Annotated in this window: 4 protein-coding genes and 2 pseudogenes; all 6 read right to left on the reverse strand. The window is 47.6% G+C overall.

Translation table 11 applies throughout. The annotated features are described in order from the left end of the window. Positions 1–8,148 (reverse strand): annotated as a pseudogene (locus D368_RS09780) (SDR family NAD(P)-dependent oxidoreductase); the annotation flags it as partial. Positions 8,149–8,187: 39 nt separating this feature from the next. Continuing rightward, complete coding sequence (locus tag D368_RS09785) at positions 8,188–8,925, reverse strand: SDR family oxidoreductase (protein WP_003153268.1); 738 nt, start codon at positions 8,923–8,925, stop codon at positions 8,188–8,190. A gap of 15 nt (positions 8,926–8,940) precedes the next feature. After that, a pseudogene (locus tag D368_RS09790) lies at positions 8,941–10,301 on the reverse strand (ANL family adenylate-forming protein); the annotation flags it as partial. Further along, complete coding sequence (locus tag D368_RS09795) at positions 10,298–10,570, reverse strand: hypothetical protein (RefSeq protein ID WP_069473484.1); 273 nt, start codon at positions 10,568–10,570, stop codon at positions 10,298–10,300. The gene D368_RS09795 and the pseudogene D368_RS09790, both read right to left, overlap by 4 nt. A 24-nt stretch (positions 10,571–10,594) precedes the next feature. After that, positions 10,595–11,575, reverse strand: coding sequence for an LnmK family bifunctional acyltransferase/decarboxylase (locus D368_RS09800; RefSeq protein ID WP_015240163.1), 981 nt, complete (start codon positions 11,573–11,575; stop codon positions 10,595–10,597). Positions 11,576–11,614: 39 nt separating this feature from the next. After that, positions 11,615–13,873 carry an ACP S-malonyltransferase gene (fabD, locus tag D368_RS09805; RefSeq protein ID WP_101562256.1) on the reverse strand — a complete coding sequence of 753 codons (2,259 nt, stop codon included), beginning with the start codon at positions 13,871–13,873 and terminating at the stop codon, positions 11,615–11,617. Positions 13,874–14,513: the final 640 nt, after the last annotated feature.

Consider the following 14,513-nt stretch of genomic DNA (forward strand, 5'->3'; position numbering starts at 1 on the left):
TGTATTCGCGTGGAGCAGCGGGTGAAGTCTGGCTGCTTTCTCACTTTCCGCTGAGCCTGTTTTGTCAAGTGACACATCAGCTTTTGTGACCCAATATCGGTCTTTGGCAAAAGGGTAAGCCGGGAGACTGATGCGGCCCGGGTTGCGCTGATAAAGAGCTGACCAATCGACGTCAAGTCCTTTAACCCAAAGGTCAAGCAGCTTTCCGTATTTCTCTTTTTTCAGCCAGGCATTTATGGTAAGCGCCATATCTTCATCAGAAGTGAGCGAAGCAGCCAATGAATGATGTTTGGCTGTCCTGCCCCGCCAGATATGAGCATGTTCGATATTATGATCGTTTGAGGAGCTCATAAGCTTCATTTTCAGTTCTTCTATCGACTCGGCCGTAAATGCAAGCCGCTCAGCCATCGGTTCTCTTCCCGCCTGAAGCGTGTAAGCGATCTTGGCCAAATCCCCGTCAGAACGTTTTTTTCTTATGACATCATCCAGAAGCTGGCGGGCGCGCTCTTTCAATTGCTGCTCATTTCGCGCTGATAAAATAATAACAGCCGGTTTTTGCGGAGAAACAGACGCGTTTTCCCTTGGTTTCAGGCTGTCAGACGGCACATATTCCTGAATGATGACATGCGCGTTTGAACCTCCTGCTCCAAACGAGGAAATACCGGCAATTCTCGGATATTCCTTCATTTCACCCGTGATATTCAAGACAGGTCGTTTCCATTCCGTTTCTTTTTGCTGTACGAAAAACGGAGTGTGCTCAAACTCAATATTCGGATTCAATTCCGCCGCATGCAATGAAGGGGCAATCCTCTTATGTTTCAATTGGAGAAGCAGTTTGGTGATTCCCGCAATCCCGGCAGCGCTTTCTAAATGTCCGATATTTGATTTAATTGAACCGATGGAACAAAACTGCAAGTCTTCTGTTGTCAGGCGAAAAGCTTTCGTTAACCCGTCGATTTCAATCGGATCACCGAGCGCAGTGCCCGTTCCGTGGGCTTCCAAGTAACTGACCGTTCTCGGGTGAATGTCTGTCCGTTTCAACGTCTCTGCGATCAGATCAAACTGCGCTTTCGGATTCGGCACCATATAAGCGTTTGTCCTGCCTGCTGCGTTCAGCATGCTTCCTTTGATAACGCCGTAAATATGATCGCCGTCTTTCTCCGCTTGAGCAAGCGGCTTTAACACAATCGCCCCTACTCCTTCACCGTCAACAAAACCGTCCGCCCTGTCTCCGAAAGATTTGCATTTATCACCGGGAGACAGCATTGAAAAAGCGGACAGCCGCTCATAGTGAGCCGGATCAACGATAAGATTGACTCCGCCGGCAATCGCTGTTTCACTCATTCCGCTCCGCAGGCTTTCTGCAGCGAGATGGACAGCTGTTAAAGAAGAAGAGCAGGCTGTATCCACAGCCATACTCGGCCCTTGAAAATTGAACAAAAACGATACTCTGTTTGCGATAGACCAGTCGCTGGGAACTGTCGGGTAATTGCTGTTCATCACACCGACAAAGACTCCGATTTTCCGGCTGTCACAAAGCGTGGCCGGGGTGTACCCCGCATCTTCAATGCTTGAATAAGCAGTCTGCAGAAACAACCTTTCCTGCGGGTCCATCCTTTCAGCTTCCGCGGGAGATATACGGAAAAACAGCGGATCAAATTTATCAATGTCATCGAGGAAACCGCCCCATTTTGAATAAATGGACCCCCATTTTCCGCGTTCCTCGTTATAAAACGTTTTCCAGTCCCAGCGATCTTTCGGCACTTCTGTAATAGAATGCCTGCCGGCTTTTACATTTTCCCACAGCTCATCAACGTGATCGGCGCCCGGATACCGGCCTGACAGACCGATGACAGCGATATCCTGGATATAGGGATCTCCGTTTGACCTGCTGCCTTCCTCGATTTGAGGAATCCTGTTTTGTTTTACATTCAGGTTATCTGTGTGATCAGACAGCTGCTCCTCACGCACACCCATTGCTTTCATAAATGCTCCCCGCTGAGAAAGAAGCAGGTAATCCGCGATTTCTTCTATCGTCTGATATTCAAAAAAGAGGGTGCTGGTCATTTGGTCAAACACGTTACGAAAAGCATTTGTGAGCCTGACGACCAGAATAGAATCCAAACCGTATGCGGTTAAGGAAACCGACGGATCCATTCTCCCGCTCGGAATCTTCAGCGTTTTTCCTATTAATTCCGTCAGATATGTGATGCCCCGTTCTCTTACGTTTGGAATCGGCGCGGCGCTTTCTGCGGGAGCCTGCATCCGTCCGGCGTTTTCAGGATGAGCCCGTCCATTCCCGAATTGCCGCTCGAGCGCTTCTTTACGGGAAGACAGAAAGTAATCAGCAAGCTCATCAATGGTTTGATATTCAAAAAACAAAGTGCTGCTGACAGAACCGAAGACGTCTTTTAACGCGTTGGTCAGTCTGACGACCAGTATGGAATCCAATCCGTATGCGGTTAAAGGTTCATGGGATAAAAGACGATGCGCCGGCACTTTAAGCGCTTCACCGATTACCTTCTTCATCAGTTCAACGCTTTTTTCTCTCAAGCTGAAATGCAATGTATCATCCGAAAGACCATCTGCGTCATACGGACGGCGCTCCGGTTTTTCTTCTGACGCCTGCGGGAGGGCAAGCCTGACCGTTCCGTCACTTTCAGCCGCTATAATCTGCTGGCCCAAGTCGTGTGCGGCTTCAGCCGGAAACAGAGGATGGACGAATCCTTCAAGTGAAAGCGCTTCCGCCCAGCCGGCCGGCTCAACCCCCGGACAGCCCGGAATCCGTAAATCATGATCCTCATACAGCCACCAGCCTTCAAGAAGGCCGAACGTCACATGGTTGAATATGGTGCGGCTGTTGATCTCATTTATAAACAGCTGGCCGTTTTTTTGCAGCATTGCTTTCGCATGGCGCAGCGTAGAGCGGATATTTTTTGTCGCATGAAGCACATTGGTCGCGATCACTGCGTCATACGTGCCGATGTCCGGCGCTTCTGTTGATACCGGCTGCTCAGCGTTGAATATTTTATAAGTGACATAAGGATATTCCGGACCGAATATGTCTTCTGCATGTAAAAGAAATGCTTTAGAAATATCCGTGAAACAATATTCGGCAATATGCGCTTCATACGGTTTCAATTTTCTCATGACCGCGGCGCTCGTCCCGCCCGTTCCGGCTCCGATTTCTAAAATGCGGATTTTCGCCTGCGGGTCTTTTTCCAGACGCTCCCGCAGAACTGCAATCAATGTGTCAGCAAGCTTGTCATTGAAAAAATCAGAAATGATATTATTGCGGTAAATACCTTCCACAAGACGGAAAGAGGAGTCTGGGAACATCACTTCCGTTGCCGGAAGCTTACCGGTTAAAATGTCTGGAAGCACACGCAATGTCTCTTCTGCCAATCTGACATGCGCCCTCATGTCTTTCTGGCGCAGCCAAGTCTCTTTTTTCCGCTCCCATTCCTCCCACACCTCCCCTAAATCCGTTTTTTCCTGAGCAAGCGCTAATTTATTAAGGAAGACAAAACTTTCTTTCAGCCATCTGCTGTATTGTTCCGTTATGCCGGCAGCCGATTGAAATAACGGCAAAGTCTCATCAAGCCTTGCGCCCATCTCATAAAGGGTTGATACAAGTATTTTTTCAATGAGGGACTCCATCTCTCTCATGCAGCTTATTACACTTGATGCTTTTACCCGCTCAGCTTCGTCATTCTGCGTGATGTTAACCGCTAATTGTCCGAGTGCGGAAGGAATCTTTTCCGGATAAACCGTTACTTGTTCTTTCAGATCATCTTTCATAAAAACCGGATCTGTCGTTTTGATCAGCGCCAGCTGGTCATAAGGTCCCGAAAGCAGGGTTTCCAGCGTTTTCATCGCTTCGGGCGCCTCAATAGAAGCGATTCCGTCCCGCTCCATCCGTTTCCGGTATTGTTCTGAAGCGACAACGCCGACACTTCCCCAAAAGCCCCAATTGACAACCTTTACGGCATACGGCGCTTTTTGTGAGATCCGCTTAGCAAAAGCGTCTTTAAACGTGCACCCGGCGGCATAATTGCTCTGTCCCGGCGCTTTTTGAAACGACATCATCGAAGAGAAAAACAGCAAGAAATCCAGCGGTTCCCCTTCAGCTACCCGGGCAATCTGCAAGCTGACATCAGTTTTTGCAGAAAGTGAAGCGCGGAACTGCTCCTCTTCCATATTGGCAAAACTTCGGTCTGATAACACGATGGCGGAATGAATGATTCCGCGCACCTTTCCATGTTCCTTCACAATGGTGTCATACGCCCGCTTGAGAGAATCATAATCCGCAGCATCCGCGCTCAAATATTGCGGTGCGGGGCCTAAAGCCGCAAGTCTTTTCAGCTTTCTTTCAATCTGTGTATCTTTTTTCCGTCTCCCGATCCAGACAATTTTCGCCTGATAGGTCTGAATCATATATTCAGTCCATACTTCTCCTATTCCGCCTGCTCCGCCGATAATTACATAAACCCCGCCGTGCCGGTATAATGAAGGCTCATCTGCATGAGGCCGGCAGACGGCCAATTGCTGGCGGTGCCACTGACCTGCACGTAAAACCCACGGATTTCCCTCGGGGTCCGCCGGTAAAGAGAAGATATCGGGAAGATGCCGGTCTCCCCTTTGAGATTCCAAATCAAGAAGCCGGATGCTCCAATTGCTGTATTCTTTTGCGAGCGATCCCGCTAATCCGTGTATGCTTGCATGACTCGGGTTGACCTCATCATGTTCATGAATCGGCTGTGCTTGAAACGTGCAGATTGTCAATGATAGTTGTTCCGTGTCAAAATTCAGAAGCAGAAGCGATTTTACCAGCCGGAAAAGCTGCATGACCCCGTGCTCCTGTCCGTCGGCCGTATCCGCATCATAAACGGATGGAATCGGATGATCCGGCGCAGCCCATATCATGTGTTGAAAAGAGCCTTGCGCTTTCAGTGTTTCAGCCATTTGTTCCGCGCTGTCCAAAGAAGTGATGTCCGGAAAACGGACATCGGAATACATCTCTTTCAAAGCCTGTTGAAAATCCGGCCCGCCCCCGATGACGATTATTTTTTCTTCACGCATGAAAGACATGCCGGTTTCCGGAATGGTGACGGTGTTCCAAACCGGTGTCATAAGCAATTCCGTTTCACGACTTTTCTTCGGCGTGACGCCGGCTTTTTGGTTAAACCCGGCGCTTTCCTGCACCTCTTTTATGATAAAATCTTTCACTGCCGCCAGCAGCACGCCGCGCTCATCACAAATATGCAGATCAAATTGGTGAACGGAGGCGGCTTTTACCTCCGCATGCACAAATACGGTTTTCGCTAACGGTTTAAGCAGCTGTATTTCTCCGAAGGAAAACGGTACGATAAGCGCAGGCTCTTTTTGAAATTGCAGCACATGCGCCATTGCGGTTTGAACAGCGCCATCCATTAAGGACGGGTGCAGGATGTACTGTTTAAAATCGGCTTCCAAGTGTGACGGGAGCGTTAATTTGGCCAGTGCTTTCCTTTCTGTATAAGAAAATTCGCGGATAACCTGAAAACTGTCCTTTTGCACGATTCCCGCCTCAGAGAACGAGTGATAGATGTCTTTCGGCTCCGTTCTCTGCGAAAATAACGCCGGGAACTGAAAGACCTGGGCCTCAAAAGGCGCTCCTTTTTCTTTACAAATCACTTCTCCTTGCGAAAAGAGAGTGCCGGCCGCTCCTTTTTCCTTAATGACATAGCTTATACGCTCTTTTTCCGCTTCAAACTCTATCATGACGGATCTTGGGTCTGTCCCTGTCACAATCGGTTCCATGTACCACACATTTTGGAGAGAGACGGCCGGGCGTTCTCCCCACAATGCCGCGCCGTATGCCGCCATTTCCAGATGACAGACTCCGGGGAGCACATATTTTTCGTTCACTAAATGATCTTTAAAGAAATATTCATCCTTGGAAAATATCTTTTGAAACGTCCCTTTCCGGGCGGATGAAACATTCTCATCAAGCAGAGGATGCAGCGCTTCACGCCTTTTGGTATTTTGGGGCTTTTTTGTATACCGCTTTTTTGATCGGTCAGCCAAGACGTTTCCTTTAAAAACGGATACGTAGGAAGCGGAACTTTCTGATACGGCGTCTCCGGCTTTTGAAACCTTGAAGGCCTTTCACCCACAGCGCGGCAAATTTCTCAGGATCTGAAACGGATTGGCCTGAAACGTCCGGCCGTCCAGGCGACGCTTTTCCGAAGTAAATATGCCTGCCGCCGCTGTGACCGCTGACAAAGCCGTCCAATCGCTGTTTCAGCTCAGAAAGGGATGATGCGATTACCGCAAGCCGGAAGGAGAAAGGCTCTCTGCCTGACAATAGGGTGGCAGCGATATTTTCCAGGCTGTATCCGCCGGCAGAAGGCAAGTTTTCCAATCGGGCAAGAAAGGAGCTCAATTTCCCGGCATATTCTTTCAGCTGCTGTTCGGAATGTGCGCTTAGTACGACGGCATGCGGTTTTTGCTCAGTATTCCCGTCCGCTTGCCGTTTTGGCTGATAAGCACCTACGATCAGATGGGCATTAGAGCCTCCTGCGCCGAACGAACTGATTGCGGCGATTCTCGGTTTATCTCCTTCAGCCGGCCACGGGCGGTTGTTTCGGACAACATAAAATGGCGAATCAGAAAAAGAAATCTTGCGGTTCAGTTCCTCGGCGTGCAGACTGGCGGGAAGCGTTTCATGTTTCATGCTTAAAAGCACCTTGATTAAACCGGCGATCCCTGCAGCCGCTTCCAAATGTCCGATATTGGATTTCACCGAGCCGATTCCACAGTCATTTTTCTCATCGGCCTGTTTCTCAAATGCCATAGACAGACCGCGTATCTCAATCGGATCGCCGAGTGCCGTGCCGGTACCGTGAGCTTCAATGTAGCTGATATCCGCCGGACTTACCGCGGCTCTGTTTATAGCGGATAAAATCAAGTCCCGGTGCGCTTCCGGATTCGGCACCGTATACCCGGTCGTTTTGCCGCCGTGATTAGTGGCGGACCCCTTAATGACACCGTAGATGTGGTCGTTGTCCGCAATCGCTTTTTTCAATGGTTTTAACAAAACGGCTCCCGCGCCTTCACCGGGCACGTAACCGTCTCCGCCTTCACCGAAACTGCGGCATTTTCCTTCAGAAGACAGAAAATGCGATTGGCTTAAAAACATGTATTTTTGCGGATGTAAGCTGAGGTTGACGCCTCCGGCAAGCGCCATTTCACAGTCGCCCGACATAATGGCCTGACAAGCCTGATGGACGGCGACAAGCGATGAAGAACACGCCGTATCAACAGCGATGCTCGGCCCATGGAGATCAAGGAAATAAGAAACCCGGTTCGGAATGCCCCAATATAAGGAGCCGGGGCCTTTATACTGATCTTTGAGGAAACCTTCTTCGTGTGCAATTAATGAATATTCATTCCAGGTCACTCCGGCGAATACACCGATTTGATCCGTCGGCCTCGCCGCCGGGTTCCCGTAACCGGCATCCTCCATCGCTTCCCAGCAGCACGTGACATACAATTTTTGCTGAGGGTCCATTAAATCAGCTTCCCACGGGGAAACAGAAAAAACAGCGGGTCAAATCGATCCGGACGATCAATAAAACCTCCCCATTTACTGTATGACGCGTATTCTGCCGTTTTCTCTTCCGAGTAATAAGAGCTGTCCCATCTGTCCTCAGGGATTTCGGAGACACAATCTTTATTTTCCATTAAATTGTCCCAAAAATCATGCTGGTTTTCCGCTTTCGGAAACATCCCGCTCATTCCTATAACCGCAATATCAGAACTCCTGTCCGTTCCCGGTACAGGCACCTTTTCAGCCGCCTGTACAGGAAGCACTTCTTCCTGCCGGCTTCCCGTATCAGGCTCCGTTTCTTTGAATTCAAGAACGCTTTCGGGATTTCGTTTCTGCGCACTTAAAAACTCACTCAATTTCTCAATGTTCGGATATTCAAACAGCAGCGTTTCAGAAAGGCCGGTAAATTCTTTATGCAATATGGTCATGATTTCTTCACTGATGAGAGACGTCACGCCAAGAGTAAAAAAAGCGGTTTTATCTTCTGCTTCGGTCACCTTGGCACCCAGCTTTTCCGCTATTACCGTTCTTAAAAATTCGTTAATACATTTCATGAGGATACCATCCCTTGTACAAAAGAATTTTTCTGTGCTTTAACAAGTTAATCCGCCGTCTATCGCCATTGTCTGTCCGGTCATAAAGGACGATTCAGGAGAAAGCAGGAAACGAACGAGTCCGGTCATATCGTCTGTTTCGCCTAAACGCCCCATCGGCGTCCTTCTGATAATCTGCGATTTTTGTTTTTCCGGCATATTTTTCGTCATATCGGTGTCCACAAAACCGGGCGCAAGTGAATTGACACGGATTCCTTTAGACCCGAGCTCCCTGGCCAGACTTCGCGTCAAGCCGTCAAGAGCCGCTTTGGATGCGCTGTAGACTGAAGTACCTTTAAATCCTCTTGAACCGATAATGGAGCTTATGTTAACGATTGATCCGGAATTTTGTTTCAGCATGACCCGGGAAACGTTTCGGGTCAGCTTGATGACTGAACCGATATTCAGATTGAGGATGCGGTCAATGTCTTCATCATTGGTCAGGGGCAGCAGCTGATCAAGGTTCAAACCGGCGTTATTGACCAAGCCGTCTATTCTGGAAAACTTGCGGTATACTTGAAGAACAAACTGTTTCATGGCGGCATCATCCGCCGCATCCGCCGCTTCCCAATAAAAACGGTCACGGTACTTTTCACTCTCTCTCAATGTGTTAATAAAATCAGATTCACTGCGGCTGAAAGCAGCTACTTTGTAATTCTCATCCAAAAGCGCCTGTACAATCGCTTTTCCGAGCCCCCGGCTACCTCCGCTGACGACCGCTACTTTTCCGTTATTCATATTTGCCTCCTGTTTTACACGTTTCTTATTTTTAAATCGGTCATTAGACAGTTTCCGATCTGTAACAGAGATGATCTGCGGTATCTGATATGGCTGCAGCTTCTGTCTGCAATGAGCTACGGCCCGCTTTCTGAAAGATTTGATATCTTCCTCTTTTTCAAGTACGGCCTCTGCCGCAACAATCTCGCCCGTAATCGGATTTTTCGGCCCGTTATGAGAACATCCCGGACATTCGGTATCTCCAGAAAGACGCTTTCCACCTCTGCCGGAAACACTTTCTCTCCGCCCACATTAATGATTTCACTCTTTCTTCCGAGAATTCTTATATATTCGCCGTCTGTTTCCACCTGGTCACCGGTGTCGTACCAGCCGTCTTCATCGAAAGGTGAGGGTGCGTTTAAATAGCCGAGCATCGCCGACTCAGAACGGACCCAAAGCGTGCCTCCGGTAATTTTGGTCTCTGTTCCGGCACCGCCTACTTTCATCCAAGTGGATTGGCTGTCTTTTGATTTCGTTGAGAATATACCCAATTCAGTTAATCCGTATGTTTGTTTCAGCCGTACATCCGGAAACAGCCGGTGAATGCCGCGCAGCGTTGATTGGGGCATCGGTTCTGTGCCGTAAGTGATCAGCTGGAGTGAAGACAGGTTATAGCCGGCATCCGCCTTGGACATCAGCAGCATGTTTAAAAAGGTCGGGGTGGCGGGGAGCACTTGGACAGCATGTTTGTCGACCGCCTGATAAACGGACTCCGGCGTTCTGCTGTCTGATGTGACGATCGTTCCCCCGTTAAACAGAATCGCAAACAGCGTATTAATGCCGCCTATATGATCCAATTTCAGAAAAATGAGCGTACGCAGCGGTTTTCTCTTCGCCGTTTTGTATTTTTCAAGCAGCCGGCCGGCGCTTAACACGGATGCTTTGCTTTTGCCGGAGGTTCCCGATGTGAAAATAATAATGCCTGACTCCCCTTTCTCGCGCAGGTCATCAAGCAGAGGGTGAGAGGCGCTTTCAGAACCTTCACGAAGCGTCCAGCTGTCATTTTCATTTATTTCAATGATCTGATTCACTTTCGCGTCTTCAAACATATCGAGATGCTTCTCCCTTGATTCATTGCTGAGAGGGACAACGATATTTCGGTTTAACAAAAGCGCCATCAGCAAAAAAATGGCGTTCGGGGAATAATCCCCGATAAGCGCCACACATTCTCCTTTACGTATTCCGTTTTGTTCAAGTTCTTTCTGAAAAAAGCTGATTCGTGTCAGCAAATCATCATACGTAAAAGTCTGCCCTTTAAAAATGAGAAACTCACTGTCCTGCGTTTCCCTAAGCTTATCAGTCACCCAGCTGATATCTCCCCTGCTTTCTGTTTTCATGATTGAGCACTGTCCATATATTTTTGATAAATATCACAAATGCTGCCGACGGTTGTAATGCTGGAAATTGCTTCTCCTTGGGAAAAAGGATCTACTCCGGTTTCCATCTCCATCTGTGCGACTAATTGAGCGATATCCAGTGATGAGAAGCCCAGATCCTCTATGACTCTCACATCATCTCCCGCTTCGACGGCCCGATATGACTGCTGTTCTTGAATATCCTGAATGATTTGAGCAATGATCTGCTTCATTTCCTTGGTTTGTTCCATTTGCTTTCAGCTCCATTCTTTATTTTATAAGCTTCTGATGACCCGTTTATAATCCGGAATATGATCTTGTGAAGAGGTCGGCACCGCCAGCAGCTTATCCACCTTGGAAATGGCCAGCAATGTATGATTTCTTTTCATATAGACTTCAATCTGATAGCTGATTTTCGCCACTGAGATCATACCGAGGGACTCACCGTGAAAGTCGGGATCGCATTCTTCAATGTGTCCCGTCATATAAATATCAAGCTCTTCATCTGCAAAACAATTTCCGTAATAATACGTCTCTCTTTCAAGCAAAAATAAATGCCGCGCGATTGAAACCGGAAAACCCGGCTTCGACCGGCGCGTCATCCATTCAAATTCCGCCGCATCCATTATCTTGCTGAATTTCGCAAACACCATGGCATGCCCCGGCGCAGCATCCTGATCAACAGGAACCCGATATGAAACGGGGTCCGCTGTTTTGAGGTTGCCCGGCTTCATACCGAAAGCGTCCGTTCTGATTTTCTTTGACCGCATCAGCGCGTAAGGCGGCTTGGCTAGCTTAGAAAGTTCCGCAATGCATTCAGCCTTCGGCGCTGAGACTTTGCGGGTCGAACCTTCTGTTTGCGTGACGTCGACGACAATTAAACTATTGGCTTTCATAGAAGGAAACCGTCCGCGGTCCCACTCGCTTTTATCAGAGCTGACCGCTCCTTTCGGCCCGAACAAATAATCAGATTCTAATATGGTTTCTCCAAACCGGGAGATATCGACTCCGACGGAAACCTCGTCCCATAATCGGTACTGATCAAGAGGCTGATCTGAAGGAACTTTGAGATGTGTCATAAAATAAGCCGGATACAAAATCAGCCCTTGGTGATCGGCCATCTGATCAGGCCGGAATCCCGTTCCGTCCGTTAAATGATGACTGTGTGCGTTGCCGAATAACAGCAGCAGCGCGTACTCATTCAAATTCCCTAACCCGACATGGCTCATCGTTAATTCATGATTTTCAATCAGCATGGTAGTCCTCCGCAGAAAAAATGTAATGTCTGGTCATACTCAGCCTGTAATCGATACCAGCCTTTGCGCCAGAAGGCCGGCTGTTTCTTCCATGAGCTGTTTGCCGATCAAGTCGACATGCCTGTTTCTCCAATTTTCAAGCGGGGTTCCTTTCACCCATTGATTAAACGCGCCGAGTGCAGGGCCGCAATGAATTTGGTAATCTATTTTACTTTCGCTTTTTCCTTCCAGAGCGAGCCTCGTCGTATGGGAAAAATACCATTTAAATACCATCGCCATTTTGTGTTTCGGATTCTGTTCGGCTTTGGCGACCTGTTCAGGAGATTTATCACGTTTCAACTGCTCATACACTTCCTCAAAACTGCGCTGGAAATACTTATCTTCAATTAATGTTTTCGTTTTTTCATCTATTTCATCTAAAGAATTGTATTGTCTGTACAAGTCAAAGAGTTTATTGGCTCTTGCCGGGAAAAACAGGCCTTTTTTCAGCACCTGCACCCTTGCCCCCGCTTCAAACATATCTCCCGCGGGAGCGTATGACGTATCCTGCACGTTCGCTTCCTGAAGCAGATCTTTCACTGAATCACTTGTCCCGGCTTCGACCGTGCATTGATTAATAGAACCGGTTCCGATAAATTCGGCGCCGAGGAGAAACGCGGCAGCAGCCGCTTCCGGAGTGCCGATGCCGCCCGCTGCGCCGATTCTTACTTTTTTCGCATACCCGTGCTTCTCCATCATGCGATCTCTGAGTCTGATCATGGCAGGCATTAATGTATACGGAATCCCTTGGTCGGTATGCCCTCCTGAATCCGCTTCAACGCAAATGTCATCAGCCATCGGAATTTCTTTTGCAAGCGCCGCTTCCCCGGCTGTCAGCCGATTGTCAGACACAAGTCTTTCCAGCACATGAGCCGGAGCCGGATTCAGAAAGGCCTCAGCGACTTCAGGCCGGGATACTTTCGCGATGATTCTGTTTTGAACTGACACCGACCCGTCATGATTCCTGCTTAATCCCTTTGCCCTGTATATCACGAGAGCCGGGGTTATGCCCATAAATGCCGATGCTTCAATAAGATGAATGCCGTTTTTCAAATATAAATCTATCATTCTGACTTCCTTGTCAGGTGACATCATATGATGAAGAAGATTCATTCCGAATGTTTCCCCTTGCCGCAGTGCAGACAGGATGGTTCCGATGGCCTGTCCGATCCGTTCGATACTCAATCCGCCCGTTCCGAAAAAGCCCAGCATTCCCGCTTTTGCCGCTTTAATGACCATCTGTTCCGAAGCAATTCCCCTGTACATGGAGCCCGTCATGTAAGCATATTGGATGTTATAATCTTTTTTAAAATCTTCGTTCCCTAATCTCATTCCCGCCGTTTTTTGTGAATCAGCTGCCGATGCTTTAACATCAGCAGTATCAGACTCTTCTTTCGGCATTGGTAATGGGACGGCATCTTTTTTAATCTGCCGCGTCAGTTTTGTCAGCACTTCCCCGGGCCCGACTTCTGCAATTTCATTATTTTTAAGTCCCATCAGACGGCGTATCGTGTCCGTCCACTTTACCTGATTGGTCATTTGCAAAGTCAGATTTGTTTTGATTTCATCATTCTTATAAGGTGCGGCATGAAGATTTGAGATCACCGGAAAACGAAGAGGCATAAACGCCGTTTCTTCTAAATAATCCGCGAACTCTTTTTCAGCATCTTTCATATAGCGGGAATGGAAGGCGCCGCTCACATTTAAAGGAAGATACATTCTCACGCCGGCTTTTTCAAAGACGGGGCCCGCTTTTTCAATGTCTTGTTTCGTTCCGGCGATCACAATTTGCGAAGGTGAATTGTGGTTAGCGATATCAATGCCGGTCAGATGATAATCGGATAGAACCTCTTTTACTTGTTCAGCCGTAAACCCCAAAACCGCCGCCATGCCTCCGGGAGCTGCCTTGCTCATGAGCTCCCCTCTTTTTTTCACAAGCTGCAAACCGGTCTTAAAATCAAAGCAGCCGGCCGCAAATAACGCATTATATTCTCCTAAACTGTGCCCTGCGGCGTAATCGGGCTCTCTGCCGGACTCTTTAATCTTCTTTAAATAACTGAGTGCACTTACCGTATATAACGCCGGCTGGGTAAATTGCGTTTTCCCCAGCTGATGATTCGGATCCTCCAGACACAATTCTTCTATAGAGTAGCCTAATATGTCATCAGCCTGACGTGTCAGATCTTGAAATTCATCAAACAGCCCGGCTCCCATTCCTTTAAATTGAGAACCCTGCCCCGGGAACACAAACGTAAGCATCTTATCCTCATCCTTTCCGCATCGTCAATTTGAATATCACATGTGGTTCTCAATACAAAAACGTCTCTTATTTCATATATTGACTGGTGTAAACACCGCCATAAAAATAAAAACACAAACACGTTTGCGATTCAGCACAGGTTTAAAAATCGCAAACGCATTGTGTTTTCCTTTTCTAACATAATTTATATAAAGACATCTTGCTTGTTTACTGAATGTTTCGCATGACAAGCTGCAGTGCCAATATGCCCGAAAACAGCCATGACGGCACACTTCTCCCTTATCATGTATATGTAGATATATACACTGCAATCATTTTATAATCCCTATTTCCTCTTCAACGTGCCGAAACAGCGATTGAAATTTAATAGGTGCTTTACTTTAATTTAATAAATTTAACAAATAGTTGCTATTTAAAGAGAATAATATCAATTTATAGATAATAATGTCAAGGCTTTATTTCGTTATTTTCTGACATTTATTCCACAGTTTTATGTTCGGTGGACAGTCGGCATAATTGTTTCGGGATAAATGTCAGATAATTCCCTGAACCCTTTTCATGTCAAAGAAAATTCATCACCTCTCTGTCAATTGGGTCTATACTTATTTTTCATTTTCATATATTATGTAAAAAAAAGAC

The sequence above is a fragment of the Paenibacillus lentimorbus NRRL B-30488 genome (assembly GCF_000411595.1).
Classification (GTDB): Bacteria; Bacillota; Bacilli; order Bacillales; family Bacillaceae; genus Bacillus; species Bacillus velezensis.

Bases quoted from the DNA above. Each gene is read 5' to 3' on its own strand.
- D368_RS09800 (WP_015240163.1), bottom strand. From the start codon at position 11,575: ATGCTGATTGAAAATCATGAATTAACGATGAGCCATGTCGGGTTAGGG.
- D368_RS09795 (WP_069473484.1), bottom strand. From the start codon at position 10,570: ATGGAACAAACCAAGGAAATGAAGCAGATCATTGCTCAAATCATTCAG.
- D368_RS09785 (WP_003153268.1), bottom strand. From the start codon at position 8,925: ATGAATAACGGAAAAGTAGCGGTCGTCAGCGGAGGTAGCCGGGGGCTC.
- fabD (WP_101562256.1), bottom strand. From the start codon at position 13,873: ATGCTTACGTTTGTGTTCCCGGGGCAGGGTTCTCAATTTAAAGGAATG.